The sequence below is a fragment of the Orlajensenia leifsoniae genome (assembly GCF_004570845.1).
Lineage (GTDB): Bacteria > Actinomycetota > Actinomycetes > Actinomycetales > Microbacteriaceae > Orlajensenia > Orlajensenia leifsoniae.
In genome coordinates this window covers 167,524-191,534 of the sequence record NZ_SPQZ01000002.1, presented here as the reverse complement: position 1 = coordinate 191,534, position 24,011 = coordinate 167,524, and the positions used below count along the sequence as shown (strand labels likewise).

Below are 24,011 nucleotides of genomic sequence, written 5' to 3'. Positions count from 1 at the left end.
GTTCTACCGGAGACGTTCCCCTCCCGATTCGGCACCGTCGCCGACACCGTGAGGAATCCGTGACCACCCGGTGCCGAAGGAGATACCGTGAACCAGTTCGACGCGCCCGCCCTCAGTCCAGCGGACCCCGACGCCAACACGACCGACCTGTTGATCGGTCGGCTCGCCGAGGCTCCGGATGCCGTGCTCTTCTCCACCCCGACGAAGGATGGCGGCTGGTCCCCCATCACCACGCGGGAGTTCCACGCCCAGGTGGTCGCCCTCGCCAAGGGCTTCGTCGCCGCAGGCATCCAGCCCGGCGACAAGGTCGGTCTGATGTCGAAGACCCGCTACGAGTGGACCCTGGTGGACTTCGCCATGTGGTTCGCCGGCGGCGTGCTGGTCCCGGTCTACGAGACGAGCTCCCCCAGCCAGATCCGCTGGAACCTCTCCGACTCCGGTGCCATCTCGCTCATCGTCGAGACCGCGGACAACTTCGCCCGCTTCGACGAGGTGCACCCCGAGCTCCCGCTCATCCAGAACGTCTGGCAGATCGATCTCGGCGACCTCGACAAGCTGGTCGCCCAGGGCGTCGATGTTCCGGATGCCGAGATCGAGCGTCGCCGCAATCTCGCCGTGGGCTCCGACATCGCCACCCTGATCTACACGTCGGGCTCCACCGGCAAGCCGCGCGGCTGCGTGCTCACGCACTCGAACTTCGTGGAGACCAGCCGCAACGCCCGCCTCGGCCTCGGCGAGGTGCTGGAGGATGCCTCGACGCTGCTGTTCATCACCACCGCCCACGTCTTCGCCCGACTCATCGCCGTACTGTCCGTGCACGCCGGAGTGAACGTGGGCCACCAGCCCGACACTCGTTTCCTGCTGCCGTCGATGGAGAGCTTCAAGCCGACCTTCCTGCTCGCGGTCCCCCGGGTGTTCGAGAAGGTCTACAACGTGTCGGAGCAGAAGGCCGAGACCGGCGGCAAGGGCAAGATCTTCCGTGCCGCGGCCGACGTCGCCATCGCCCACTCGAAGGCACTCGAGGAGGGCACGAAGATCCCGCTCGGCATGAAGATCAAGTTCGCCGTGTACGACAAGCTCGTCTTCTCGAAGCTCCGCACCGCCCTCGGCGGTCGCGTGAAGTACGCGGTCTCGGGATCGGCACCACTCGGCGCCCGCCTCGGGCACTTCTACCACTCACTGGGCATCACCATCCTCGAGGGCTACGGCCTCACCGAGACCACGGCTCCTGCCACGGTCAACCGCCCCGCGAAGTCGAAGATCGGCACCGTCGGACCCGCACTGCCCGGTGTCTCGATCCGCATCGAGGAGGACGGCGAGATCCTCGTCAAGGGCGTCAACGTCTTCGAGGGCTACTGGAAGAACCCCGAGGCGACGGATGCCGCCCTCAAGGACGGCTGGCTGCACACGGGCGACATCGGAGCCCTCGACGCCGACGGCTTCCTCACCATCACCGGCCGCAAGAAGGAGATCATCGTCACCGCCGGCGGCAAGAACGTCGCCCCGGCCGCGCTCGAGGATCCCATCCGTGCGAATCCCCTCGTCGGACAGGTGATCGTCGTCGGCGACCGCCGGCCGTTCATCTCCGCCCTGGTGACCCTCGACCCCGAGATGCTCCCGGTCTGGCTGAACAACGCCGGTGAGGATGCGGCGATGACCGTCACCGAGGCTGCGGTCAACCCCGTCGTCATCGCGGAGATCCAGCGAGCCATCGACGTGGCGAACGAGAACGTGTCGCGGGCCGAGTCGATCCGCAAGTTCCAGGTGCTGGCCATCGACCTCACCGAGGAGAGCGGGCACCTCACGCCCAAGCTCAGCATCAAGCGCAACGTCATCCTCGCCGACTTCGCCGACGTGATCGACGAGATGTACGCGGGAGCACCGGCGACCACGGGCATCAGCCTCGCGGGCTGACGTCCCGTCCCCGTACGACGAAGGCCCCGGATGCGTCCGGGGCCTTCGTCGTCCACGGCAGCGGGAGCGGCATCCGGATCCTGCCAAAGTCGGCACCAGATCCTGACACCGTGGCTGCCACGCCGTCGGCGGATGCCGCAGAGCGGCGTGCAGCGAGCAGAGTGTCTCCCATGCCCCTGTCAGTCGCCGTGCGTGCCGCCGTGCCCGCAGACCTCCCCGAGCTGATCGTTCTCATCCGCGAGCACGCCGAGTACGAGCGCGCGGCGCCGCCGCCGTCCGACCTGGCCGACGGACTCTCACGGCTGCTGTTCGGTTCGATGCCGCGGCTGTACGCCTTCGTGGGCGCTGCGGGCGACGACATCGTCGGCTACGTCACGGCGAGCCTCGAGGCCTCGACCTGGCAGGGCGCCGAGTTCCTGCACATGGACTGCCTGTTCCTGCGTCCGGCCGCCCGGGGAGCCGGACTCGGCGGGCTGCTGGTCGACGCCTTGCGCGATCTGGCCGGCGAGCTCGGCGCGACCGAGATGCGCTGGCAGACCCCCGACTGGAACGAGGGCGCCATCCGCTTCTACGACCGCACCGGCGCCACCCGGAGCGGCAAGCAGCGGTACACCCTGTCCATCTGACGACCCACCACCGAAAGAGGAGACGACCATGATCACCATCCACCTGCGCTACGAGATCGACCCCGACAAGCTCGACGACTTCACCGCGTACGGCCGCGCCTGGATCCGCCTGGTCGAGAAGCTCGGCGGAGACCACCACGGCTACTTCATGCCGAGCGAGGGCGACAGCGACGAGGCCTTCGCGCTGTTCACCTTCCCGTCGCTGGCCGAGTACGAGGTCTACCGCACCGCGTCGATGTCAGACCCGGAGTGTCAGGAGGCGTGGCAGCTGGCCCGCGACACGCAGTGCATCCGCCGCTACGAGCGCCGCTTCCTCACGCCGGTCTTCGAGTGACGGATGGCGCGCCGGGGCCTCCACCTCGGCGAGGGCGGCATCCGTTCTCAGCGGGTCAGAACCAGGTGCTCTCGCGGACTTCCTTCATGGCCGAGCGCCGGTTCGGCTTGTCGAGCCGATCGAGATAGAGCAGGCCGTCGAGGTGATCGGTCTCGTGCTGCAGCGCCTGCGCCATGAGGCCGGAGCCGCTGAGCTCGATCGGCCTGCCGTCGAGGTCGATGCCCTCGGCGCGGGCGAACGGGTAGCGCATCGTCGGATACCAGAGGCCGGGCACCGAGAGGCAGCCCTCGTCGACCAGCTCGCGCTCCCCCGACAGCTCGGTGAGCACCGGATTGATGATGTAGCCCACCTCGCCGTCGACGTTGTAGCTGAAGGCGCGCAGGTTCACGCCGATCTGCGCAGCGGCCACGCCGGCGCGACCGGGAAGCTTGACGCTGTCGATGAGATCCTGCACGAGCGAGCGGATGCCGTCGTCGATCGTGACGATCTCGCTCGAGACCGTCTTCAGGACGGGGTCGCCGAACAGGCGGATGGTGCGGTCGGTCATGGTCTTCTTCTGGGACAGGCCGCGTCAGATGGCGCGGTCGACGGGCAGGCCCTCGACCACGAGGGCGGCGAGGACACGGGCTGAGTGGCGGGTGAGGGGCTTGAGGTCCTTCCAGTGGATGACCGAGCCGGCGGCCAGCACGGGGTCGTACGGAATGCGCACGATCTCGCGCACCCGGGACTGGAAGTGCGTCTCGATCTCCTCGAGCTTGACGAGGTTCGTGCCCTGCGTCGCCGTGTTGAGGGCGACGATGGCGTTGCGCACGAGGTCTCCGTAGCCGTTGGCCTCGAGCCAGGTGAGGGTCTCCGACGCCAGCCGGGCCTCGTCGACGCTGCCGCCGGACACGATGACGATGGAGTCGGCTCGCTGCAGGGTGGCCCGCATGACCGAGTGGACGATGCCGGTTCCGCAGTCCGTCAGCACCATCGAATAGAACCGGGCCGAGAGATCGGCGACGACGTTGTAGTCATCGGCGTCGAAGGCCTCGCTCAGCATCGGGTCGGTGTCGGAGGCGAGAATGTCGAGGCGCGTCTCGTCGCGCGACACCAGGGCCGAGAAGTCGGTGAACCCGCCGATCGACGGGGCCTTGTTCACGACGTCCCGCACGGTCGAGCGGGTCTGACGCGTGATGCGCTCGGAGAGCGTTCCCCTGTCGGGGTTCGCGTCGATGGCGATGGTGCGGTCTTCACGGGCGTCGGCCAGAGCCATGCCCAGCAGTGCCGTGACAGTGGTCTTGCCGACCCCGCCCTTGCGGGTGAGCACGGGCACGAACCGGGTTCCACCGGAAAACTGCCGCTGGATGCGGGCGTCGAGCTCCTTGCGAGCGAGCACCCGGCGCGAGTCGCCGCGGTTCACCGTGTGGAACGTCGCGGAGTAGAGGAAGCGGTTCCAGCCACCCTCGGGCGCCGGACGGGTGCGTCGGTTGGGCTCGATGAGGCGGTCGGCCGTGAGCATGTTGGGAGATTCGGGACCCTGGCCGCTGTAGCTCGCGGCGGCGTCCTCGTCGCGGTCGATCGGCTCGAGCTGCGAGCGGTGGTGACCGGACGCCCGGACCGGGGGCTGCACCATGATCGGCACGGAGTGGGTCGAGCTCTCCGCCACGACGCCGGGATTGACGGCGCGCTCGGGGATGGCCACGGCGACCTCGTCGTCTGGTGCTTCCGGGCGGGGGGCCGGCGGAAGGTCGACCTGGATGCTCAGGCTCTCGGGCAGCGCCGAGGCGAGGTCGTCGCCGGCACGCGGCGCGAGCTCGCTGTTGTACTCGTCTCCGGCCCCGCGAGCACGGCGTGCGCGCAGGTCGAGTCCGTCGTCACTGGGTGGCACTGGTGCCTCTTTCTTCGGGGGACAGCGTTCGAGCCTAGCGCGGCACGACCACGACGAGGAGATCGCCCGCGTCCACCTGCTGCGTCCGGGGAATGGCGACCCGCTCGATCACACCCGCGACGGGGGTCGTGATGGCCGCCTCCATCTTCATGGCCTCGATGGATGCGACGGCCTGACCGGCCTGCACCTCGGCACCCGCCTCGACCTGCAGGGTCACGACACCGGAGAACGGAGCCGCGACCTGGCCGGGCTGGCTGGCGTCGGCCTTCTCGGCCGCCTTGCTCTCGACGGCGATGCTGCGGTCGCGCACGAAGACGGGCCGCAGCTGACCGTTGAGCGTGGTCATGACGGTGCGCATGCCCTTGTCATCGGCCTCGCCGATGGCCTCGAGTCCGGCGTAGAGGCGCACGCCCTTGGCGATCTCGACCACATGCTCTGCGCCCTGGCGCATGCCGTAGAGGTAGTCGGGGGTGTCGACGACGGAGAGGTCGCCGAACAGCTCCCGGATCTGCTCGTACTGGCGGGTCGGCGCGGGGAACAGAAGGGTGTTGAGGGCAGCGCGTCGCGTCGTGCTGTCGGCGGCGAGGGCCGCACGCTCCTCGTCGGTCAGCTCGGTAACTCCGATGCGTACCGTGCGGCCCTCGAGGACCTTGGTGCGGAAGGGCTCCGGCCATCCGCCGGGCAGCTCGCCCAGCTCGCCCGCCATGAATCCCACGACGGAGTCGGGAACGTCGTACTTCTGCGGGTTCGCCTCGAAGTCGGCCGGGTCGGCCTTGACGGCGGCGAGGTGCAGGGCGAGGTCGCCGACGACCTTCGACGACGGTGTGACCTTCGGCACGCGCCCGAGGATCTTGTTCGCCGCGGCGTACATGTCCTCCACCAGCTCGAAGTCGTTGGCGAGGCCGAGCGCGATGGCCTGCTGGCGCAGGTTCGACAGCTGGCCGCCCGGGATCTCGTGGTGGTACACCCGGCCTGTCGGGCCCGGCAGGCCGGACTCGAACGGCCGGTAGACCTGGCGCACGGCCTCCCAGTACGGCTCGAGGTCCGACACGTTCTGCAGCGAGAGGCCCGTGTCGCGCTCGGTGTGGGCGAGGGCGGCGACCAGCGATGATGCCGACGGCTGGCTGGTGGTGCCCGCCATGGGTGCCGACGCGACGTCGACGGCGTCCACTCCGGCAGCGGATGCCGCAAGCAGGGTCGCGAGCTGGCCGCCCGGGGTGTCGTGAGTGTGCAGGTGCACCGGCAGGTCGAAGCGCTCGCGGAATGCCGTGACGAGCTTCGCGGCGGCGGCGGGCCGCAGGAGCCCGGCCATGTCCTTGATCGCGAGGATGTGCGCGCCGGACTCGACGATCTGGTCGGCGAGACGCAGGTAGTAGTCGAGGGTGTACAGGTCCTCAGTCGGGTCGAGCAGATCACCCGTGTAGCAGACGGCCACCTCGGCGACGGCGCTGCCCTGGGCGAGCACGGCCTCGATGGCCGGGCGCATCTGGTCGACGTCGTTCAGCGCGTCGAAGATGCGGAAGATGTCGACGCCGGTGGAGGCCGCCTCGGCAACGAACGCCTCGGTGACGCTGGTCGGGTAGGGCGTGTAGCCGACGGTGTTGCGCCCGCGCAGCAGCATCTGCAGGTTGATGTTCGGCAGCGATTCGCGCAGGGTCGCGAGGCGCTCCCACGGGTCCTCGCCGAGGAAGCGGAGCGCGACGTCGTAGGTGGCGCCTCCCCATGCCTCGACCGAGAGCAGTTCGGGAGTCAGCCGGGCGACGTAGGGCGCGACGGCGGTGAGGTCGCGGGTGCGCACGCGGGTGGCGAGCAGCGACTGGTGGGCGTCGCGGAACGTGGTGTCGGTGACGGCCAAGGGGGTCTGGGCGCGGAGCGCGGCGGCGAAGCCCTGCGGGCCGAGCTCGAGGAGCCTCTGGCGCGACCCGGCAGGGGCCGCCTGCGACAGGTCGATCTTCGGCAGTTTGTCCGTCGGTGTGATGGTCGTCGGACGCGGCCCGTTCGGCTGGTTGACGGTGACGTCGGCGAGCCAGTTGAGGATCTTCGTGCCGCGGTCCTTCGACACCCGGCCGCGCAGCAGTTCCGGACGCTCCTCGATGAACGAGGTGCTCAGGTCGCCGGCGATGAAGGACGGGTCGTCGAGGACTCCCTGTAGGAAGGAGATGTTGGTGGACACGCCACGGATGCGGAACTCGGCCAGTGCGCGACGGGCGCGCGCGACCGCTGCCGGGAAGTCGCGGCCGCGGGCCGTCATCTTCGCGAGCATCGAGTCGAAGTGCGGGCTGATGTTGGCGCCGGGGTTGATGGTTCCACCGTCGAGGCGGATGCCTGCACCACCCGGCGAGCGGTAGGTCGTGATCTTGCCGGTGTCGGGGCGGAAGCCCGCGGTCGGGTCCTCCGTCGTGATGCGGCACTGCAAAGCGGCGCCGCGCAGCTTGATGTTCTCCTGCTGCAACCCGAGGTCGGCGAGGCTCTCCCCCGCCGCGATGCGGATCTGCGACTGCACGAGGTCCACATCCGTCACCTCCTCGGTCACGGTGTGCTCGACCTGGATGCGCGGGTTCATCTCGATGAAGACGTGCTGGCCGGCCCGCTCGCCCGCGGTGTCGAGGAGGAACTCGACGGTGCCGGCGTTGACGTAGCCGATGGACTTCGCGAAGGCGATGGCGTCGCGGTAGAGCGCCTGGCGGGTCTCCTCGGGGAGGTTCGGCGCCGGGGCGATCTCGATGACCTTCTGGTGGCGGCGCTGCACGGAGCAGTCGCGCTCGAACAGGTGGACCGTCTCGCCGTTCGCGTCGGCGAGCACCTGCACCTCGATGTGGCGGGGGCGGAGCACGGCCTGCTCGAGGAACATGGTCGGGTCGCCGAACGCGCTGTCGGCTTCGCGCATGGCCTCCTCGAGGGCGGCGCGCAGCCTGTCCTGGCTCGCGACCCGACGCATGCCGCGCCCGCCACCGCCGGCGACGGCCTTCGCGAAGATCGGGAAGCCGATCTCCTCGGCCTGCGACAGCAGCAGCTCGACGTCCTTCGACGGGGGCGTGGACTTGAGCACCGGGACCCCGGCGGCGATGGCGTGCTCCTTGGCCGTGACCTTGTTGCCCGCCATCTCGAGCACGTGCATACCGGGACCGATGAAGGTGATCCCCGCGGCCGCGGCGGCCTCGGCCAGTTCGGGGTTCTCCGAGAGGAAGCCGTACCCCGGGTAGATGGCGTCTGCTCCGGACTCCCGAGCGACCCTGATGATCTCCGCGACGTCGAGATAGGCACGCACCGGATGCCCCGGCTCGCCGATCTGGTAGGCCTCGTCGGCCTTCAGGCGATGCAGGGAGTTGCGGTCCTCGAACGGGAACACTGCCACGGTCTTCGCGCCCAGCTCGTAAGCGGCACGGAAGGCGCGGATGGCGATTTCACCGCGGTTGGCAACGAGGATCTTCTGGAACATACAGGCCTTTCGTGAGGCGCGCGGTACGGGTCTGACGGTTAGGTTCTCCCAGACTAGTGAAGGTAACGTATCTACTTGTGCACGTACTCTCCGTCAGCTCCCTCAAGGGTGGCGTCGGCAAGACGACGGTGACGCTCGGACTCGCTTCAGCGGCGTTCGCCCGCGGCATCCGGACCCTTGTCGTCGACCTAGACCCGCAGTCCGATGTGTCGACCGGTATGGCCGTCAGCGTCGCCGGTCACCTCAATGTGGCCGACGTGCTCGCGAGCCCGAAGGAGAAGATCGTGCGTTCCGCGATCGCTCCGAGCGGGTGGACGCGAGGCCGCCCGGGCTCCAAGCTCGATGTGATGATCGGCAGCCCGTCCGCCATCAACTTCGACGGTCCGCATCCGCACGAACGCGACATCTGGAAGCTCGAGGACGCCCTCGAGACCATCGAGAAGGAATACGAGCTGGTGCTCGTGGACTGTGCGCCGACCCTCAACGCACTCACGCGCACAGCGTGGGCCGCCAGCGACCGCGTCGCCGTGGTGACCGAGCCCGGACTCTTCTCCGTGGCCGCCGCCGACCGCGCCCTGCGTGCGATCGAGGAGATCCGTCGCGGGATGTCGTCGCGTCTGCAGCCCCTCGGCATCATCGTGAACCGCACCCGCGTCGCATCGTTGGAGCACCAGTACCGCATCAAGGAACTGCGCGACATGTTCGGCCCGCTCGTGCTCTCCCCCCAGCTTCCCGAGCGCACCTCGCTGCAGCAGGCGCAGGGCGCCGGCCAGCCGCTGCACGCGTGGCCCGGCGACAGCGCCCAGGAGATGGCGCGGTACTTCGACCAGCTGCTCGACCGGGTGCTGCGCACGGCGCGCATCGGAGAGTACGCCCACCTCGCGGCTCCGCAGCCCGTCGAGCGTCCGGCGATCGATCGCTCGGAGCAGTCGGCGGGCTGATCGGATCCGTTCGCCGACGCCCGGATGCAGTCCGCGGCCGAAGCGCGCTACGAGCGACACCCCGCCCGCTCGCAGAGACAGCGACGAAGTCGCCGTCGAAGCGGAGGGCGGCGCTGACCTAACGGCTGCGGCGCCGACCCGAGGGCTTCGGCGCGCTCGCTGCGCTCCCGTGCCTCTGCCAGCGGGAAGGCGCTAGGAGATCTTGCGGGTCTGACGACGAGCAGCGAGCTCGTCCAGGGTGTCGACGGGGTGCGAGTCGATCTCGACGAGGGTGGACTCCACCTCGCGCAGCACCTTGCCGACGGCGATGCCGAAGACGCCCTGGCCGCGGCTGACCAGGTCGATGACCTCGTCGTTCGACGTGCACAGGTAGACGCTGGCTCCGTCGCTCATGAGAGTGGTCTGGGCCAGGTCGTTGATGCCGGCCTCGCGCAGCTGGTTGACGGCGACGCGGATCTGCTGGAGCGAGATGCCGGTGTCGAGAAGGCGCTTGACGAGCTTGAGCACGAGGATGTCGCGGAAGCCGTAGAGGCGCTGCGATCCGGAACCGGCGGCCCCGCGGACGGTGGGCTCGACGAGCTCGGTGCGAGCCCAGTAATCGAGCTGGCGGTAGCTGATCCCTGCGGCGCGAGCGGCGACTGCGCCGCGGTAGCCGGAGTTGGCGTCCATGTCGGGGAGACCGTCGGTGAACAGCAGCTGCAGATCGTAACGATCTGCGTCACTCCGACTGAGTTCACTCATGGATTTCGCCTCTTCCAACAGGATGCGCACTGTCCGTGCGCCGCTTCACTCACGGTACTCAGGTCAGTGCCGTGCGGCAACGACATCGGCACCGCGTGTCGAGGAAGTCACGGATTGGTCACGCGCTGAAGGGCGGCGCGCAGCAGTGTCGATCGTACGACCTCCAGCTGTGAGGCGATCTCGAGCGCCAGTTCTGCGCCCTTCGCCCGGCTGGAGGCGTCATTGCGACGCACGATCGGCGTCATCGCCGTCTCGATGAGCGATGACTCGCGCTCGGCGGCTGCACGGAAGCCGCGGAGGTGCCGCGGCTCGATGCCTGCCTTGCGCAGCTCGGCGAGGGCGCGGAGCACGCTCACGGTCTCCTCGCTGTACACGTCCGCCGGAACTACGAGCGATGCCGAGACGGCATCCGCCAGCAGCTGCGGGGATGCCTCGGACTCGCGCAGCAGCTCGTCGCGGTTGAAGCGGCGTGCCGACGAGAGCATCGACGGCCCGGGAGCAGCTGTGCCGGGGAGCGTGGGCACGTGGCCGGCGTCGAGCTGCTCGAGGTAGCCGCGGATGACCTTGAGCGGCAGGTAGTGGTCGCGCTGCATGCCGAGGATGAGCTGGATGCGCTCGACGTCGGCTGCGCAGAACTTGCGGTAGCCCGACTCGGTGCGCGCGGGCGAGATGAGCCCCTGCTCCTCGAGGAAGCGCAGTTTCGACGGGGTCAGCTCGGGGTGCTCAGGCGTGAGACGCGCGAGGACCTGGCCGATGCTGAGGAGGGAGGGGGTGGCGGATACCCGCGCGTGGGCGCTGGCGCCCGCCATCATGCTCCGGCGAGGTCGGGCCTCGACGAGTAGAACGTGAGGCGGAACTTGCCCACCTGCACCTCGGCACCGTCGGCCAGCAGGGCCGTCTCGATGCGGACTCCGTCGAAGTACGTGCCATTGAGGGACCCGAGGTCCTTGACCTCGAACGCCGTACCGTGACGCAGGAACTGCGCGTGGTGGCGCGACACCGTGACGTCGTCGAGGAAGATGTCGGCATCCGGATGCCGCCCCGTCGTCGTCACATCGGCATCGAGGAGGAAACGCGCACCGGCGTTCGGTCCCCGGCGCACCACGAGCAGAGCAGATCCAGACGGCAGAGCCTGGATCGCCTCTTCTTCTTCAGCGGTCAGATCGGGGTCTATCGCAAGCAGTGACGCCGCCTGCTCCTGAGTGAAGGACAGTGTGGTGTCCGTGCTCACCTGGTCGACCTCGTCGGCCTGTGCCCCGGCATTCCGGTCATCGGACTCTCCCACAGTGCACCTCCCTATTCCTCCAGCGTATCGGATCGCCGGGTGCTCGGAACCAGCGGCAGGCGAATGACACGCCCGGTTTCGATCGCGTAGATGATTCCGGCCCACCAGTACAGGAAGACGCCCCAGAGGGTGATGGCCCATCCGATGGGCAGCGCGACGGCCGCCGTGACGGGGAATGCCGCACCGAGCATGAGCACGGGCAGGCCCAGGAAGAGCGCGAACGTGGCCACCTTGCCCAACTGGTGCACCGGAAGCGGGCCGTATCCGTGGTTCGCCAGCACGATGCCGAGAGCGGCGAGGAAGACATCGCGGCCGACGATCACGACGACCAGCCACCAGGGAACGAGACCACCGGCGGCCAGGCCGAGGATGGACGCGAACAGGTACAGGCGATCGGCGGCCGGATCGAGGAGCTGCCCGAGGCGACTGATCTGATTGAACCTGCGGGCGATGAAGCCGTCGAGGAAGTCCGTGAAGCTCGAGACCACGAGGATGACGAGGGCGGCGATGTAGTCGCCGACGATGAGATAGCCGAGGAAGAACGGCACCAGAACGAGCCGGAGCATGCTCAGCACGTTGGGAACCGTCCAGATCCGGTTCGTCGGCTCGCTCGGCTCTGCCACGGATCGAGTCTATCGACGGCGTAACATGCGCAGCATGCAGCCTCTCGTCGTGTGTCTCTGGATCTGCGCCGGCACCATCGTCGCCACCTGGCTCCTCTCGGTGCTCACCCGCGAATACTCGTGGGTCGATCGCGTCTGGTCGCTCTCCCCCATCGTCTACGTGTGGGTCTTCGCCGCGGCATCCGGATTCGAGAATGCCCGGCTCGTGCTGATGGCCGTTCTCGTGACGCTCTGGGGCGCCCGACTCACCTTCAACTTCGCTCGGAAGGGCGGCTACGCCCGCGGTGGCGAGGACTACCGGTGGGCGGCACTGCGGGCACGGATGCCGAAGCCGGCGTTCCAGGCGTTCAATCTGCTCTTCATCGCGGGGTACCAGAACGCGCTCATCCTCGGGATGACCCTGTCGACGTTCACCGTCTCCCAGGCCATGCCGACGCCGCTCGGAGTGGCCGACGTCCTCGTGGCGGCGCTCTTCCTCCTGCTCCTCATCGGGGAGACCATCGCCGACCAGCAGCAGTGGGACTTCCACCAGTGGAAGAAGTCCGAGATCGCCGACGGTCGCGCACCGTCCGCGCGATTCCTCCAGACCGGACTGTTCCGCTACTCCCGTCACCCCAACTTCTTCTTCGAGCAGGCGCAGTGGTGGGCGCTCTACCTCTTCGCGGTCGTCGCGACGGGGAGCGTCCTGCACTGGACCATCCTCGGCCCGCTCCTGTTGACCGCCCTGTTCATCGGCTCGACGATCTTCACGGAGTCGCTGTCGAAGGCGCGGCATCCGGAGTACGCCGACTATCAGGCGACGACCTCGGCGATCGTGCCGTGGTTCCCGCGTCGGCGCACGACAGAGGCTGCGGAGGCGCCGGCATCCTGAGCGTCGCGGCTAGCCGACCAGCAGGACGCGGAGGGCAGGCCAGCTCGCCGCGAAACCGGGGTGCAGCGGGAGTTCGGCGACCTCGTCGACCGGCACCCACGCCAGGGCGATGGACTCCGGGTCGCTGATGACGGGCTCGAACGGATGCAGCACGCGGGCGACGACCGTCGTGTACGACCAGAACCCCAGGTCGAGCACGGAGGTGGTGACGACCTCGAGGTCGCTGCCGCTGACTCCTGCCTCCTCGTTCGCCTCGCGGATCGCTCCGGTGACGGCGTCCTCGTCGTCGTGGCGGGCTCCTCCGGGGAGGCCCCAGGTATCGCCGAAGTGGCTCCAGCTGGCGCGGTGCTGCATGAGCACCCCGCGCTCGGGGTCCCAGGCCAGAAGCCCGGCCGCGCCGAACCGGCCCCAGAATCTGGACCCGTCAGGACCCTCGACCCAGGCGTCTCCGGATGCGGTGCTCATGCCTCCAGCATGCCCCACCGGATTGAACGCTACGAAACGTGTCGTGACCGGTCAGGACGCGGGAGGCGCCTCGGCCGTCGCGTCGAGCGGCGCATCGGTCGCCGGGTCGGTCGCGGCGTCGGTCGCCGAGTCGGCACCGGACCCCGCCGGTTCCGGGTCGTGCGCGAGCGCGACGGCGTCGGCCATCGCGGTGAGGAACCGCACGACGACGAGCTGCTCCTCCGGCGCGAAGGCATCGGCGACACCCATCATGCGGGCGTGCATGGCCGCGAGAGTCGCGCGGACCTCGTCGTGGGCGCCGGGCGTCGGATGCAGGATCTGCGCGCGGCGATCGTGCGGATGCGGGCGACGCTGGAGGTGCCCGGAGGCGACGAGCCTCTTGATCAGCTTGGTGGTGGCGGCGGTGGAGATGCCGAGATGGTGGGCGAGGTCCGTCGGGCCGACCTCGTGCTCGCGCTTCTCCTCGGCTATGAGGAAACGGAGTGCGGCCAGGTCGGTCTCGTTCATATCCATGTCGTCCTGGGTGCGCTGCCGCATCGACTTGTCGGCGCTGCGGAAGCGACGCAGGGCCTCGAGAACCCCGATGGCGTCGTCTGCGCCGACGGCCTGCGCGTCGTACCAGTACGGAGTCGTCACGTCGCGAGAATCCGCTTCTGTGGTCATGTCAGACATGGTAACGTCAGATTCGCTAACTCAGTTAGCTATTTTCCGAGATCCGACACCCGGGGGGCGATCGTGACACTGACGGACACCGAGGCGCACGTCGACGATGAGATCGTCCTGCTCGACATGGACGGCACCCCCATCGGCACGGCGTCGAAGGCCGCAGCCCACGGGCCGGACACGGCACTGCACCTGGCCTTCTCCTGCTACGTGCTGAACGCCGACGGCAAGCTGCTCATCACCCGCAGGGCGCTGAGCAAGAAGACCTGGCCCGGCGTCTGGACCAATTCGTTCTGCGGTCACCCGCGACCGGCGGAGCCCGTTCTGTCGGCCGTGCATCGTCGCGCCGATTTCGAGCTCGGACTCGAGATCTCCGACGTCGCCCTCGCTCTCCCCCTGTTCCGCTACAGGGCGACCGATTCCCGCGGAACCGTCGAGAACGAGGTCTGCCCCGTCTATGTCGCGCGCACCGACGGCGACCCCGACCCCGATCCGCGCGAGGTCGCCGAATTCGTCTGGGTGGAACCCGGTGCCGTCGCCCGAGCCGCCAGCCAGACCCCGTGGGCGTTCAGCCCGTGGATGGTCATGCAACTCGAGCAGCTAGAGAAGTTCTCATGATCGATGTCGCGACGGCCAGCGTCGAGAGCGAACTCGAACGCTACTTCGCCGCGTCCCGGTTGCGGGCGGGTGACTACGGTCCGCACTACGTCGAGCTGTGGGACCAGCTCGAACAGGCCAGCGCCGGCGGCAAGAGGGCGCGCCCCGCGCTCGTGCTGGCCGCCCACAACGGGCTCGGCGGCACCGACCAGGCAGCCGCGACCCAGCTCGCCATAGCCTTCGAGCTGCTTCACACCGCCTTCATCATCCACGACGACGTGATCGACAGGGACCTCGTCCGCCGTGGCTCCGCCAATGTCCTCGGCGCCTTCGCCGCCCGCGGCGCAGCCCTGGGCGCCGACGAGGAGCAGGCGAAGACCTGGGGTGAGGCTGCAGCCCTGCTCGCCGGAGACCTCGCGCTCAGCCAGGCCCACCGCATCATCGCCCAGCTCGACACCGATTCGGTCGTCCGCGGGCGCCTCCTCGACATCCTCGACAAGGCCGTCTTCGTCTCGGCGGCCGGGGAGTTGAACGACGTCACGAACACCGTCGCACCGCACCTGCTCGGCATCCCCGACGTGCTGGCGACCCTCGAGCAGAAGACGGCCGTGTACTCCTGCGAGGCACCATTGCAGGCCGGTGCCGTGCTGGCTGGGGCATCAGCCGGCGACATCGCGTGCCTGGGCCGGTTCGGCCGGCTCATCGGCATCGCCTTCCAACTCACCGACGACATGCTCGGCGTGTTCGGCGACGAGTCGAAGACGGGCAAGAGCACCGTCGCCGACCTGCGCGAGGGCAAGATCACGACCCTCCTCGCCCACGCCCGCACCACGCCGGAGTGGCCGAGCATCGCCCCCTTCATCGGCAAGGCCGATCTCGACCCGGCCGAGGCCGCCTTCGTGCGCGAGACGCTGACCGGATGCGGCTCCGCCGCCCACACCGAGCAGCTCGCCCGAGACCACGTCGCGCTCGCTAAGACCGAGCTGGCGGCATCCGACCTCCCCGCTGAACTGCGCGAGCTGCTCTCGACTTTCGCCGACAGGGCGGTGAACCGCATCCGATGAGCACTCACCAGGGTCCCCTCGAGCTCTACACCCGCGCCGCGTCGTCGAGCTCCGCCGTCGTGATCGGCCGCTACTCCACGTCGTTCGGGGCGGCGGCACGCCTGCTCGGCTCCGGGGTGCGCTCGCAGGTGCGCGACATCTACGCCCTCGTGCGGGTGGCCGACGAGATCGTCGACGGGGCCGCGGCAGCAGCCGGATTGAGCGTCGACGAGCAGCTCGCCCGCCTCGACGAGTTCGAGGCCGAGACGGACCGGGCCGTGGCGACGGGGTTCAGCACCAACCTGGTCGTGCACGCCTTCGCCGTCACGGCCCGCGCGACCGGGATCGGCCGCGACCTGACCGCTCCGTTCTTCGCCTCGATGCGCCGCGACCTCGACGAGTCCCCCTTCGACGCCGCCGAGGTCGACGTCTACATCTACGGATCCGCCGAGGTCGTCGGCCTCATGTGCCTGCGCGCCTTCCTGGCCGGACACCCCGTGCGCGATGACGAGCGACGCCTGCTCGAGGATGGCGCCAAGCACCTCGGCGCGGCCTTCCAGAAGGTCAACTTCCTGCGCGACCTGTCCGCCGACTGGACCAGCCTCGGCCGCAACTACTTCCCCGCCGTCGATCCGGCCCGCATGACCGAGCAGGAGAAGAACGTCATCCTCGACGACATCGACGCCGACCTGGCCATCGCGGCGCGAGCGCTCACGCGACTCCCCCGATCGTCGCGCGGCGCCGTCGCCGCTGCGCACGGACTGTTCCACCGGCTGTCGACAAAGCTGCGCAGCACTCCGGCATCCGAGCTCCTCAGCTCCCGCATCCGCGTTCCCGATGCCGAGAAGCTCACGATCGCGGTGAAGGCCGCCGTGACCGGAGGCGGACGGCCATGACGCACACGATCGTGATCGGCGGCGGCATCGCCGGACTCGCCACCGCGGCACTGCTGGCCCGCGACGGCAGGGAGGTGACGCTCCTCGAGGCTCGCAGCGAACTGGGCGGGCGCGCCGGCTCGTGGGAGAAGGACGGCTTCACCTTCGACACCGGTCCGTCGTGGTACCTCATGCCCGAGGTCTTCGACCACTTCTTCCGGCTGCTCGGCACCTCGGCGGCTGAACAACTGGACCTCACGCTGCTCGACCCCGGCTACAGGGTGTTCTTCGAGGGCCACGCCGAGCCCATCGACATCCGCGCCTCCCGCGAGGAGAACATCCGCACCTTCGAGCGGGTCGAACCCGGAGCCGGTCGCGCGCTGGAGCGCTACCTCGAATCGGCGAAGTCGACCTACGACGACGCCGTCGAGCGCTTCCTGTACACGAGCTTCCAGTCGTTCCGGCCGTTCCTCGACTCGGCCGTGCTGAAGCGCGGCGGCAGGCTCGCCCGCCTGCTGCTGCAGCCCCTCGACAAGTTCGTGGCCGGCTACGTGAAGGACACCAGGCTGCGGCAGATCCTCGGCTACCCCGCGGTGTTCCTCGGCTCATCTCCTGAGCGCACCCCGGCGATGTATCACCTCATGAGCCACATGGACCTGGCTGACGGAGTGCTCTACCCGCAGGGCGGCTTCTCCCACCTCATCGACGTCGTCGCCCGGCTCGCCCGCGAGCAGGGCGTCGAGATCATCACCCGGGCGCGGGTGACCTCGATCGATGCCGTCACCTCGGTGGGGGCATCCGTATCGGGGGTCACCTACACCGATGCAGCGGGCCAGAGCATCACGCTCTCGGCCGACGAGGTCGTCTCGGCGGCCGACCTGCACCACACCGAGACCGAGCTCGTCGACGAGGCCGTGCGCACCTACCCCGAGCGCTGGTGGAACCGGCGCATGTCGGGACCGGGCGCCGTACTGGTGATGCTCGGCGTGCGCGGCGAGCTGCCGCAGCTGACCCACCACACCCTGTTCTTCACCTCGGACTGGCGCACGAACTTCGACCGCATCTTCGGCTCCAAGCCGCGCATCCCCGACCCGGCGTCGTTCTACACCTGCATGCCGAGCGCGACCGACGCCGGGGTGGCACCGGCCGGAGACAGCAACCTGTTCCTGCTCGTCCCCGTGCCGGCCGACGTCGGCATCGGGCGCGGCGGCATCGACGGCGACGGCGACCTGCAGGTGGAGCAGGTGGCGGATGCCGCCATCGCCCGGCTCGCCGAGTGGGCGGCGATCCCCGACCTCGCCGAGCGCATCGTGGTGCGGCGCACCGTCGGCCCCGGTGACTTCGCGGCCGACCTCAACTCGTGGATGGGCGGCGCGCTGGGGCCAGCGCACACCCTGCGCCAGAGCGCGTTCCTACGCGGACGCAACTCCTCCCGCCAGCTGGACGGCCTCTACTACGCGGGAGGCAGCACCATTCCGGGAATCGGCCTGCCCATGTGCCTCATCAGCGCCGAGATCGCCTTCAAGCGCATGAACGGCGACACCACGGCCACGCCGCTGTCCGAGCCGATGCCCACCCCGGCACCGGCCCCGGTGGAGAGTCGGTGACGTTCGCCTACCTCGGCGCGCTCCTGGTGAGCCTGGCGGGGATGGTCGTCCTCGACTGGCGGTATCGGCTGTTCTTCTGGCGCTCGCCGGTGCGCGCGGCCATCGTGCTCATCTCGGGCGTCGTGTTCTTCCTCATCTGGGACCTGGTCGGCATCGACCTGGGGCTCTTCAGCCGTGGAGAGACCGCCTACATGACCGGCATCCTGCTGGCTCCGGAGCTCCCGCTCGAGGAGGCGTTCTTCCTCACCTTCCTCTGCTACCTCACGATGAACCTCGTGGCGCTGTTTGACCTGATTCTCACAGCGAGACGGCGCGCATGAGCTACCTGACGCTGAACCTCATCGTGCTGGCCGTCGTGGCCGTCGTCGCCGCGTTCGCGCTGCCACGTCGCCCACGGCTCATCGTCCCCATAGCCCTGACGGTGGTCGTGCTGTTCGTGCTCACGGCGGTGTTCGACAACATCATGATCGCCGTCGGGCTCATGGTGTACTCCGACTCCGGACGCAGCGGTGTCGACATCGGCCTCGCCCCGATCGAGGACTTCGCCTACCCCCTCGCCGGAGCCCTGCTGTTACCGTCGATCTGGATACTGCTGAGCCGAGGGGAACGAGACGAGTGATGGCCGCCGATCACACGGATGCCGCCCCGCGCGCGGGCGTCCTGCGTCAGGTGGTGCTGTCGTCGCGACCGCTCAGCTGGATCAACACCGCCTACCCCTTCGCCGCGGCCTACGTGCTCACCACGGGCCGGGTCGACGCGTTGTTCGTCGTGGGGACGCTGTTCTTCCTGATCCCGTACAACCTGCTCATGTACGGCGTCAACGACGTCTTCGACTACGAGTCGGACATGCGCAATCCGCGGAAGGGCGGCGTGGAGGGCGCCCTGCTCGATCCACGGGTGCATCGCGCCGTGATCGGCTGGGGCGTCGGGCTCAGCGCCGTCTTCGTGGTCGCGATGCTCGTGCTCGGCGGCACCGAGGAGCCGTGGTCGTGGGTGGTCCTCGCGATCAGCCTGTTCGCGGTTCTCGCCTACTCGGTGCCGGGACTGCGCTTCAAGGAACGTCCGTTCCTCGACTCAGCCACCTCGAGCACGCACTTCGTCAGCCCGGCCGTCTACGCCCTGGTCGTCGCCGGAGCGACGTTCACTCCGCAGCTGATCGCCATCCTCGTGGCCTTCTTCCTCTGGGGCATGGCCAGCCACGCCTTCGGCGCCGTGCAGGATGTCGTGCCGGATCGCGAGGGCGGGATCGCGTCGATCGCCACCTGGTTCGGGGCTGCCCGGACTGTGCGGCTCGCCATAGTCTTCTGGGCCCTCGGCGGCGTGCTCATGCTGGCGACCGAGTGGCCGGGACCGCTCGCGGCGCTGCTCGTGCTGCCGTACATCGTGTCGGCCGCGCCGTTCTGGTCGGTCACCGATGCCGACTCGGCGACGGCGAACCGCGGCTGGCGACACTTCCTGGCGATCAACTTCGTCGTCGGGTTCCTCGTCACGATGCTGCTCATCTGGTGGAGCTTCATCCGCGGTTAGTCTGGTGCGATGGATGCCGTGACGTCAGCCCGCGTGGATGCGTGGCTCTGGGCTGTGCGCCAGTTCAAGACGCGCTCGCTCGCCACGGCAGCATGCCGTGCGGGGCATGTACGGGTGAACGGCGAACGGGTGAAGGCGGCTCAGCCTGTGCGCATCGGCGACGAGGTGCGCGTGCGCGCCAACGGCTTCGACCGGATCATGGTCGTGCAGCGCATCATCGTGAAGCGCGTGGGCGCCGAGGTCGCCGCGGCCGCGATGATCGACAAGACTCCCCCGCCACCGCCGCGCGAGGCCGTGGCAGCGGTTCCCGTGCGCGATCGTGGGGCCGGGCGCCCCACGAAGCGCGAGCGCCGCGACCTCGAGGAGCTGCGCGGCCACTGAGCGGGCGTCAGCCGCGTGGGGCGGGATCCGCTGGAGCCGCGAGCCCCGCAAGGCTGGCCACGAGCCCCGCGGCGACGTCGTCGCCGACCTCGGTCGCCTCGACGTTGGCCGCCTCGACCGCTCGCACCACCTCGTCGCGCTGGATGCGCATGCTGCCAGGGGCATCGATGCCGATGCGCACACTGTCTCCGCGCACGTCGAGGACGGTCACGACGATGTCGTCTCCGATGAGGATGCGCTCACCGATCTTGCGCGTCAGGACCAGCATTCGAACCACACTATCGTCTTCATCCGGCACTCACGCCGAGAGCTGTTCGCTGACACGGATCACCCCGAGAGTCTCGATCTGGGCACCGATCGTCGTCACCTCGGTGTAGGACAGCACGGTCAGGTCGGGCGCCTGCACCGAGACGAGCCGGTGGATGGCCGAGCGGAGGGCCGGGGCGCAGACCAGAACGGCGTTCCGCCCCGAATCGGCGACTGTGCGCACGGTGTTCGTGACGCCGGTGATCACCTTCTCGATCATGGTGGCGTCGAGCACGATCTGCGTGCCGTTCTCACCGGGGCGCAGGCCCTCCAGCATCCGTTGCTCCAGTCCGGGTTCGATCATGATGACGCGCAGGATCCCGTCGTCGACGTGCGGGGAGGCGAGGGCCGGGCCGAGCGCTGTGCGCGCAGCCTCGATGAGGCCCTCGGGGTCGGTCGACACCCTGGCGCGCAGGGCGAGCGCCTCGTAGATGCGGGCGAGGTCGTTGATGGGCACCTGCTCGGCGAGGAGGCCGCGCAGCACCCGCTGCACTTCGGCCAGGGAGAGCAGCGTGGGGGTGAGCTCCTCGACGGCGGCGGGGTTGGACTGCCGCACGCTGTCGGTGAGGGTCCTGACGTCCTCCCGGCTGAGCAGACGATCGGCATTGGCCGTGATGATGCTCGACAGGTGGGTGACGACCACCGAGACGCGATCGATGACGGTGGCCCCGGCGATCTCGGCGCTGTGACGCATCCCCAGCGGGATCCACTTGCCCGAGAGGCCGAAGACCGGCTCGACTGTGGCGATGCCCGGCATCCCCTCGAGACCGTCGCCGAGTGCGAGGACCCGCCCGGCCGGGGCCGTGCCGCGCCCCATCTCCACGCCGGCGACCCTGATGACGTAGGTGTCCATGGGCAGTTCGACGCTGTCGCGCGTGCGCACCGGCGGCACGACGACCCCGAGGTCGAAGGCGATCTTGCGGCGAAGCGCCCGCACCCGACCCAGCAGGTCGTCGGCCGAACCCGAGACCAGGTCGACGATGTCGGGAGCCAGCAGGATCTCGAGGGCGTGCACCCGCATCTGCTCCATCAGCTCCTCCGGCGTCTCGGCCGGCGCCGGCGGCAGCGTCTCGGCGCGCTCGGCCTCCGCGGCCTTCTTCGCATCGCTCGCCTTGACGCGGGCGGCCGCCCAGAACAGCAGGGCTCCGACCACGAGGAACGGCAGCTTGGGCATCTCGGGGATGAGCGCCATCACGATGGCGGCGCAGGCGGCGATCTGCAGCGCCGTGCGTGACTGCATCAGCTGGGCGGATGCCGTGGTGCCGAGATCGGATTCGGCGTTCGAGCGGGTCACGATCATGCCCGTGGAGACGGCCATGAGCAGTGCGGGCACCTGCGTCACCAGGCCGTCGCCGATGGTGAGGAGGCTGTAGGTGCTGACGGCGTCCTCGATCGAGAGGCCGTCCTGGAGCATCCCGATCGCGATCCCGCCCACGATGTTGATGATGATGATGATGATCCCGGCGATCGCGTCACCCTTGACGAACTTCGAGGCGCCGTCCATCGCCCCGTAGAAGTCGGCCTCCGCCGAGACCTCGGCGCGTCGCTCCCTGGCCTGGACGTCGGTGATGAGGCCGGCGTTCAGGTCGGCGTCGATGGCCATCTGCTTTCCGGGCATCGCGTCGAGGGTGAAGCGAGCTCCCACTTCGGCGACGCGCTCAGCACCCTTCGTGACGACGACGAACTGGATGACGACGAGGATGAGGAACACCACGGCGCCGATGATCAGGGATCCTCCGACGGCGACGTGCCCGAAGGCCGCGATGACCTGCCCGGCATAGCCGTCGCCGAGGACGAGGCGGGTGGACGCCACGTTGAGCCCGAGCCGGAACAGCGTCGCTCCGAGGAGCAGGGACGGGAACACGGAGAAGTCGAGTGGGCGTCTCGCGAACATCGTGGTCAGCAGGATGATGAGCGCCAGCAGGATGTTGACGACGATGAGGGCGTCGAGGAGCCACGCCGGCACGGGCACGACCAGCAGCAGCACGACGGCGACGATCCCGACCGGAACGCCGAGCCTGGCGAAGTTGCGATTCACGTTCATCCTCCTGTGGCGCCGACGGCAGCCGGCAGAATCGTGTGCATGCCGCCGCGGGTTCCGCGGCGTTCGAGGGCCATGACGAAGGCGAGCACGCGAGCCACCGCCGTGTAGAACTCGGCGGGGATCACCTGCCCGACCTCGCAGCCGGCGTGCAGCGCACGCGCGAGCTGCACGTCGCGCACGAGCGGCACCCGGTGCTCCTCAGCCTTCTCGCGGATGCGGGTGGCGATGAGCTCGGACCCCTTCGCCACGACGCGCGGGGCGGACTTGCCCGGGGTGTAGCTGAGGGCGATGGCGATGTGCGTGGGGTTCACCAGTACGACGTCGGCATCGGCGACGGCGGCGATCATGCGATTGCGGCTCATCGCGAGTTGACGGGAGCGCCGCTGCGACTTGATCAGCGGGTCGCCATCGGTGTTCTTGTTCTCATCGAGCACCTCGCGCTTGGTCATGCGCGACTTGGTGCGGTTGCGCCGCAGGACGACGAGCACGTCGATGGCGGCGAGGACGAGACCGGCGGTCACGGCGGTCCGGATGAGGGTGGCGGATGCCTCCTCCCCGATGCCGAGCAGCCTCGAGATGGGAAGGGATCCTGCTGCGGAGAGCACGGGGACGAGACCCACGATGACGACGGCGAGCACGATGCCGACGACGAGTGTCTTGGTGAGCGACTTGACGCCCTCGTACAGGGCGCGCAGCCCGAACACCCTCTGGACCCCCGACACGAGGTTGAACTGCTCGAACTTGCCGGTGAATGCCCGCACGTGCACGCCGCCCTGCACGACGGCTCCGGCGATGACGGCGATCAGCACGACGCCGAGCATCGGGCCGAGCACGGTGCCGAAGGAGCCGAAGGCGTCCTGCATGGCCGTGACGGCCACGGCCGGATCGGGGTCCGCGATGACCGATGAGATGGCGAACATCTGGTCGACCCCGGCATCCGCCCCCCGCTGGATCGTCGACGGCAGCATGACCGCAGCGGCCCCGATGCCGACCCACGCCGTGAGGTCCTGTGAGGTGGTGAGCTGCCCCTTGCGGCGCACCTCCTTCATCCTCTTCGGAGTGGCCTGCTCTGTGCGTTCCTGGGAGTCGGACTCGGCCATCAGCGCACCCCCGCCATGAGTTCGACCGCCGTGCCCGTGAGGGCGGAGATCACAGCCGGCAGCGCCGCGTAGGCGAGGCCGCCGAGCATCAGCGTGAGCCCGATCTTGACCGGGAAGCTGAGGGAGAAGGCGTTGAGGGCCGGCGCGACCCGGGTGAGGAGGCCGAGGCCGATATCGGCCAGGAACAGCACGACGATCAGCGGGCCGGCGATCTGGAGCGCGGCGACGAGCATCTGGGTGACGGCCTGCACGAGGGACTCGACCGAGGCGCCGAGGTCGAACGCTCCCCCGACGGGCAGCGCGGTGAACGAGCGCACCAGCCCGCCGATCACGAGCTGATAGGCGCCGGAGGCGAACATGAGGGCCAGCGCCGTCATCTGGAACAGCCGCGCGAACTGGGCTCCGTTGATCATCTGCTGCGGGTCGAAGGCCTGCGCGAGCTGGAACCCGCCGAACAGGTCGATCAGGCCACCGGCCGACTGCACGGCGGAGAACACGACGAAGACGAGGAAGCCCATGAGCGCCCCGACGAGCACCTCCTGCACGAGCGAGCCGAAGAACGCGGCGGCGTCACCGACCTGATAGCCGGGTACGACCCGCGGGGAGACGGCGAGGGCGAGGCCGACCGCGAGCATCGCCTTCACACGTGCGGGGATCGCGCGGGTCGAGAACGGCGGCGCGATCACGAGGAACGCCGCCATCCGCACCCCGGCGAGCATGACGGCCTCGAGCCAGGCCGCGTCGATGGACAGGCCCATG

General features: G+C 69.0%; 26 protein-coding genes. 13 read left to right on the top strand and 13 right to left on the bottom strand.

What is annotated here, in order from left to right; all coding sequences use genetic code 11:
• Positions 1-87: 87 nt before the first annotated feature.
• The 3 genes from E4M00_RS04955 (at position 88) to E4M00_RS04945 (ending at position 2,874) form a co-directional block, all read left to right on the top strand.
• Positions 88-1,914: an AMP-dependent synthetase/ligase gene (locus E4M00_RS04955; RefSeq protein ID WP_135119386.1), complete on the top strand. Its 1,827-nt coding sequence runs from the start codon at positions 88-90 to the stop codon at positions 1,912-1,914.
• Between the two features lie 170 nt (positions 1,915-2,084).
• Positions 2,085-2,540, top strand: a complete 456-nt coding sequence (locus E4M00_RS04950; protein WP_135119385.1) for a GNAT family N-acetyltransferase — start codon at positions 2,085-2,087, stop codon at positions 2,538-2,540.
• Positions 2,541-2,568: 28 nt separating this feature from the next.
• Positions 2,569-2,874, top strand: coding sequence for an NIPSNAP family protein (locus E4M00_RS04945; protein WP_135119384.1), 306 nt, complete (start codon positions 2,569-2,571; stop codon positions 2,872-2,874).
• A 55-nt stretch (positions 2,875-2,929) separates the two neighbouring features.
• Here the strand turns inward: E4M00_RS04945 and def are convergent, their stop codons facing one another.
• Genes def through E4M00_RS04930 form a run of 3 tightly spaced genes read right to left on the bottom strand, consistent with a single transcriptional unit; the run spans position 2,930 to position 8,183 of the window.
• Complete coding sequence (gene def, locus E4M00_RS04940) at positions 2,930-3,421, bottom strand: peptide deformylase (protein ID WP_135119383.1); 492 nt, start codon at positions 3,419-3,421, stop codon at positions 2,930-2,932.
• Positions 3,422-3,445: 24 nt separating this feature from the next.
• On the bottom strand, positions 3,446-4,744 hold the full coding sequence (locus E4M00_RS04935) for a MinD/ParA family ATP-binding protein (RefSeq protein ID WP_240036857.1): 1,299 nt from the start codon (positions 4,742-4,744) through the stop codon (positions 3,446-3,448).
• 34 nt (positions 4,745-4,778) lie between these two features.
• On the bottom strand, positions 4,779-8,183 hold the full coding sequence (locus E4M00_RS04930) for a pyruvate carboxylase (protein ID WP_135119382.1): 3,405 nt from the start codon (positions 8,181-8,183) through the stop codon (positions 4,779-4,781).
• Positions 8,184-8,260: 77 nt separating this feature from the next.
• Between E4M00_RS04930 and E4M00_RS04925 the strand changes: the two genes are divergently transcribed.
• Positions 8,261-9,124 (top strand): ParA family protein, encoded by an 864-nt coding sequence (locus E4M00_RS04925; protein WP_055817993.1) that lies wholly within the window; start codon positions 8,261-8,263, stop codon positions 9,122-9,124.
• Between the two features lie 192 nt (positions 9,125-9,316).
• Here E4M00_RS04925 and E4M00_RS04920 read toward each other — a convergent pair whose 3' ends face one another.
• The 4 genes from E4M00_RS04920 to E4M00_RS04905 all read right to left on the bottom strand — a co-directional run bounded on the left by E4M00_RS04920 (position 9,317) and on the right by E4M00_RS04905 (position 11,773).
• Entirely contained in the window at positions 9,317-9,865 is a 549-nt protein-coding gene (locus tag E4M00_RS04920; protein ID WP_056163624.1) for a MerR family transcriptional regulator, read from the bottom strand.
• Between the two features lie 107 nt (positions 9,866-9,972).
• A complete protein-coding gene (gene ftsR, locus E4M00_RS04915; protein ID WP_056163625.1) occupies positions 9,973-10,674 on the bottom strand; it encodes a transcriptional regulator FtsR in 702 nt (233 codons plus the stop codon).
• Positions 10,674-11,150 carry an FHA domain-containing protein gene (locus E4M00_RS04910; protein WP_420813414.1) on the bottom strand — a complete coding sequence of 159 codons (477 nt, stop codon included), beginning with the start codon at positions 11,148-11,150 and terminating at the stop codon, positions 10,674-10,676. Before E4M00_RS04910 ends, ftsR begins: the two co-directional genes overlap by 1 nt.
• 11 nt (positions 11,151-11,161) lie before the next feature.
• Complete coding sequence (locus E4M00_RS04905) at positions 11,162-11,773, bottom strand: CDP-alcohol phosphatidyltransferase family protein (RefSeq protein ID WP_240036855.1); 612 nt, start codon at positions 11,771-11,773, stop codon at positions 11,162-11,164.
• A gap of 34 nt (positions 11,774-11,807) precedes the next feature.
• Here E4M00_RS04905 and E4M00_RS04900 point away from each other — a divergent pair, with 34 nt between their 5' ends.
• The gene (locus E4M00_RS04900) at positions 11,808-12,644 is read left to right on the top strand and encodes a DUF1295 domain-containing protein (RefSeq protein ID WP_135119381.1); all 837 of its coding nucleotides are present in this window, start codon (positions 11,808-11,810) and stop codon (positions 12,642-12,644) included.
• 9 nt (positions 12,645-12,653) lie between these two features.
• Here E4M00_RS04900 and E4M00_RS04895 read toward each other — a convergent pair whose 3' ends face one another.
• Together E4M00_RS04895 and E4M00_RS04890 are read right to left on the bottom strand one after the other, a co-directional pair.
• Positions 12,654-13,109 (bottom strand): NUDIX hydrolase, encoded by a 456-nt coding sequence (locus E4M00_RS04895; RefSeq protein WP_135119380.1) that lies wholly within the window; start codon positions 13,107-13,109, stop codon positions 12,654-12,656.
• Between the two features lie 51 nt (positions 13,110-13,160).
• Positions 13,161-13,772 (bottom strand): MarR family winged helix-turn-helix transcriptional regulator, encoded by a 612-nt coding sequence (locus E4M00_RS04890; RefSeq protein ID WP_135119379.1) that lies wholly within the window; start codon positions 13,770-13,772, stop codon positions 13,161-13,163.
• Between the two features lie 78 nt (positions 13,773-13,850).
• Between E4M00_RS04890 and idi the strand changes: the two genes are divergently transcribed.
• The 8 genes from idi to E4M00_RS04850 are packed head-to-tail and all read left to right on the top strand — an operon-like array spanning position 13,851 to position 19,802.
• Entirely contained in the window at positions 13,851-14,390 is a 540-nt protein-coding gene (gene idi, locus E4M00_RS04885) for an isopentenyl-diphosphate Delta-isomerase (protein WP_420813424.1), read from the top strand.
• Positions 14,387-15,433, top strand: a complete 1,047-nt coding sequence (locus tag E4M00_RS04880; protein WP_135119378.1) for a polyprenyl synthetase family protein — start codon at positions 14,387-14,389, stop codon at positions 15,431-15,433. Before idi ends, E4M00_RS04880 begins: the two co-directional genes overlap by 4 nt.
• Entirely contained in the window at positions 15,430-16,308 is an 879-nt protein-coding gene (locus tag E4M00_RS04875; protein ID WP_135119377.1) for a phytoene/squalene synthase family protein, read from the top strand. The genes E4M00_RS04880 and E4M00_RS04875 overlap by 4 nt, the downstream gene beginning before the upstream one ends.
• Positions 16,305-17,894: a phytoene desaturase family protein gene (gene crtI, locus E4M00_RS04870; protein ID WP_135119376.1), complete on the top strand. Its 1,590-nt coding sequence runs from the start codon at positions 16,305-16,307 to the stop codon at positions 17,892-17,894. The genes E4M00_RS04875 and crtI overlap by 4 nt, the downstream gene beginning before the upstream one ends.
• On the top strand, positions 17,891-18,214 hold the full coding sequence (locus E4M00_RS04865) for a lycopene cyclase domain-containing protein (protein ID WP_135119375.1): 324 nt from the start codon (positions 17,891-17,893) through the stop codon (positions 18,212-18,214). The genes crtI and E4M00_RS04865 overlap by 4 nt, the downstream gene beginning before the upstream one ends.
• The gene (locus E4M00_RS04860; protein ID WP_135119374.1) at positions 18,211-18,513 is read left to right on the top strand and encodes a lycopene cyclase domain-containing protein; all 303 of its coding nucleotides are present in this window, start codon (positions 18,211-18,213) and stop codon (positions 18,511-18,513) included. The genes E4M00_RS04865 and E4M00_RS04860 overlap by 4 nt, the downstream gene beginning before the upstream one ends.
• A complete protein-coding gene (locus tag E4M00_RS04855; protein WP_135119373.1) occupies positions 18,513-19,421 on the top strand; it encodes a prenyltransferase in 909 nt (302 codons plus the stop codon). The genes E4M00_RS04860 and E4M00_RS04855 overlap by 1 nt, the downstream gene beginning before the upstream one ends.
• Positions 19,422-19,430: 9 nt before the next feature.
• The gene (locus E4M00_RS04850; protein ID WP_135119372.1) at positions 19,431-19,802 is read left to right on the top strand and encodes an RNA-binding S4 domain-containing protein; all 372 of its coding nucleotides are present in this window, start codon (positions 19,431-19,433) and stop codon (positions 19,800-19,802) included.
• 7 nt (positions 19,803-19,809) lie between these two features.
• On the opposite strand, the gene csrA is transcribed toward E4M00_RS04850, so the two are convergent.
• From csrA to E4M00_RS04830, 4 genes are read right to left on the bottom strand one after another with little or no spacing between them, the layout of a single operon-like run.
• Positions 19,810-20,070: a carbon storage regulator CsrA gene (csrA, locus tag E4M00_RS04845; protein ID WP_135119371.1), complete on the bottom strand. Its 261-nt coding sequence runs from the start codon at positions 20,068-20,070 to the stop codon at positions 19,810-19,812.
• A 30-nt stretch (positions 20,071-20,100) separates the two neighbouring features.
• Complete coding sequence (locus E4M00_RS04840; protein WP_135119370.1) at positions 20,101-22,152, bottom strand: flagellar biosynthesis protein FlhA; 2,052 nt, start codon at positions 22,150-22,152, stop codon at positions 20,101-20,103.
• On the bottom strand, positions 22,149-23,252 hold the full coding sequence (locus tag E4M00_RS04835; protein ID WP_135119369.1) for an EscU/YscU/HrcU family type III secretion system export apparatus switch protein: 1,104 nt from the start codon (positions 23,250-23,252) through the stop codon (positions 22,149-22,151). The genes E4M00_RS04840 and E4M00_RS04835 overlap by 4 nt, the downstream gene beginning before the upstream one ends.
• Positions 23,252-24,010, bottom strand: coding sequence for a flagellar biosynthetic protein FliR (locus E4M00_RS04830; protein WP_135119368.1), 759 nt, complete (start codon positions 24,008-24,010; stop codon positions 23,252-23,254). Before E4M00_RS04830 ends, E4M00_RS04835 begins: the two co-directional genes overlap by 1 nt.
• Position 24,011: the final 1 nt, after the last annotated feature.

Excerpts from the sequence above, each read along its gene's own strand:
- E4M00_RS04950 (WP_135119385.1), top strand. The coding sequence starts at position 2,085 with ATGCCCCTGTCAGTCGCCGTGCGTGCCGCCGTGCCCGCAGACCTCCCC.
- E4M00_RS04945 (WP_135119384.1), top strand. The coding sequence starts at position 2,569 with ATGATCACCATCCACCTGCGCTACGAGATCGACCCCGACAAGCTCGAC.
- def (WP_135119383.1), bottom strand. The coding sequence starts at position 3,421 with ATGACCGACCGCACCATCCGCCTGTTCGGCGACCCCGTCCTGAAGACG.
- E4M00_RS04930 (WP_135119382.1), bottom strand. The coding sequence starts at position 8,183 with ATGTTCCAGAAGATCCTCGTTGCCAACCGCGGTGAAATCGCCATCCGC.
- E4M00_RS04920 (WP_056163624.1), bottom strand. The coding sequence starts at position 9,865 with ATGAGTGAACTCAGTCGGAGTGACGCAGATCGTTACGATCTGCAGCTG.
- ftsR (WP_056163625.1), bottom strand. The coding sequence starts at position 10,674 with ATGGCGGGCGCCAGCGCCCACGCGCGGGTATCCGCCACCCCCTCCCTC.
- E4M00_RS04900 (WP_135119381.1), top strand. The coding sequence starts at position 11,808 with ATGCAGCCTCTCGTCGTGTGTCTCTGGATCTGCGCCGGCACCATCGTC.
- E4M00_RS04895 (WP_135119380.1), bottom strand. The coding sequence starts at position 13,109 with ATGAGCACCGCATCCGGAGACGCCTGGGTCGAGGGTCCTGACGGGTCC.
- E4M00_RS04890 (WP_135119379.1), bottom strand. The coding sequence starts at position 13,772 with ATGACCACAGAAGCGGATTCTCGCGACGTGACGACTCCGTACTGGTAC.
- E4M00_RS04880 (WP_135119378.1), top strand. The coding sequence starts at position 14,387 with ATGATCGATGTCGCGACGGCCAGCGTCGAGAGCGAACTCGAACGCTAC.
- E4M00_RS04875 (WP_135119377.1), top strand. The coding sequence starts at position 15,430 with ATGAGCACTCACCAGGGTCCCCTCGAGCTCTACACCCGCGCCGCGTCG.
- crtI (WP_135119376.1), top strand. The coding sequence starts at position 16,305 with ATGACGCACACGATCGTGATCGGCGGCGGCATCGCCGGACTCGCCACC.
- E4M00_RS04860 (WP_135119374.1), top strand. The coding sequence starts at position 18,211 with ATGAGCTACCTGACGCTGAACCTCATCGTGCTGGCCGTCGTGGCCGTC.
- E4M00_RS04855 (WP_135119373.1), top strand. The coding sequence starts at position 18,513 with ATGGCCGCCGATCACACGGATGCCGCCCCGCGCGCGGGCGTCCTGCGT.
- E4M00_RS04850 (WP_135119372.1), top strand. The coding sequence starts at position 19,431 with ATGGATGCCGTGACGTCAGCCCGCGTGGATGCGTGGCTCTGGGCTGTG.
- csrA (WP_135119371.1), bottom strand. The coding sequence starts at position 20,070 with ATGCTGGTCCTGACGCGCAAGATCGGTGAGCGCATCCTCATCGGAGAC.
- E4M00_RS04840 (WP_135119370.1), bottom strand. The coding sequence starts at position 22,152 with ATGAACGTGAATCGCAACTTCGCCAGGCTCGGCGTTCCGGTCGGGATC.
- E4M00_RS04835 (WP_135119369.1), bottom strand. The coding sequence starts at position 23,252 with ATGGCCGAGTCCGACTCCCAGGAACGCACAGAGCAGGCCACTCCGAAG.
- E4M00_RS04830 (WP_135119368.1), bottom strand. The coding sequence starts at position 24,010 with ATGGGCCTGTCCATCGACGCGGCCTGGCTCGAGGCCGTCATGCTCGCC.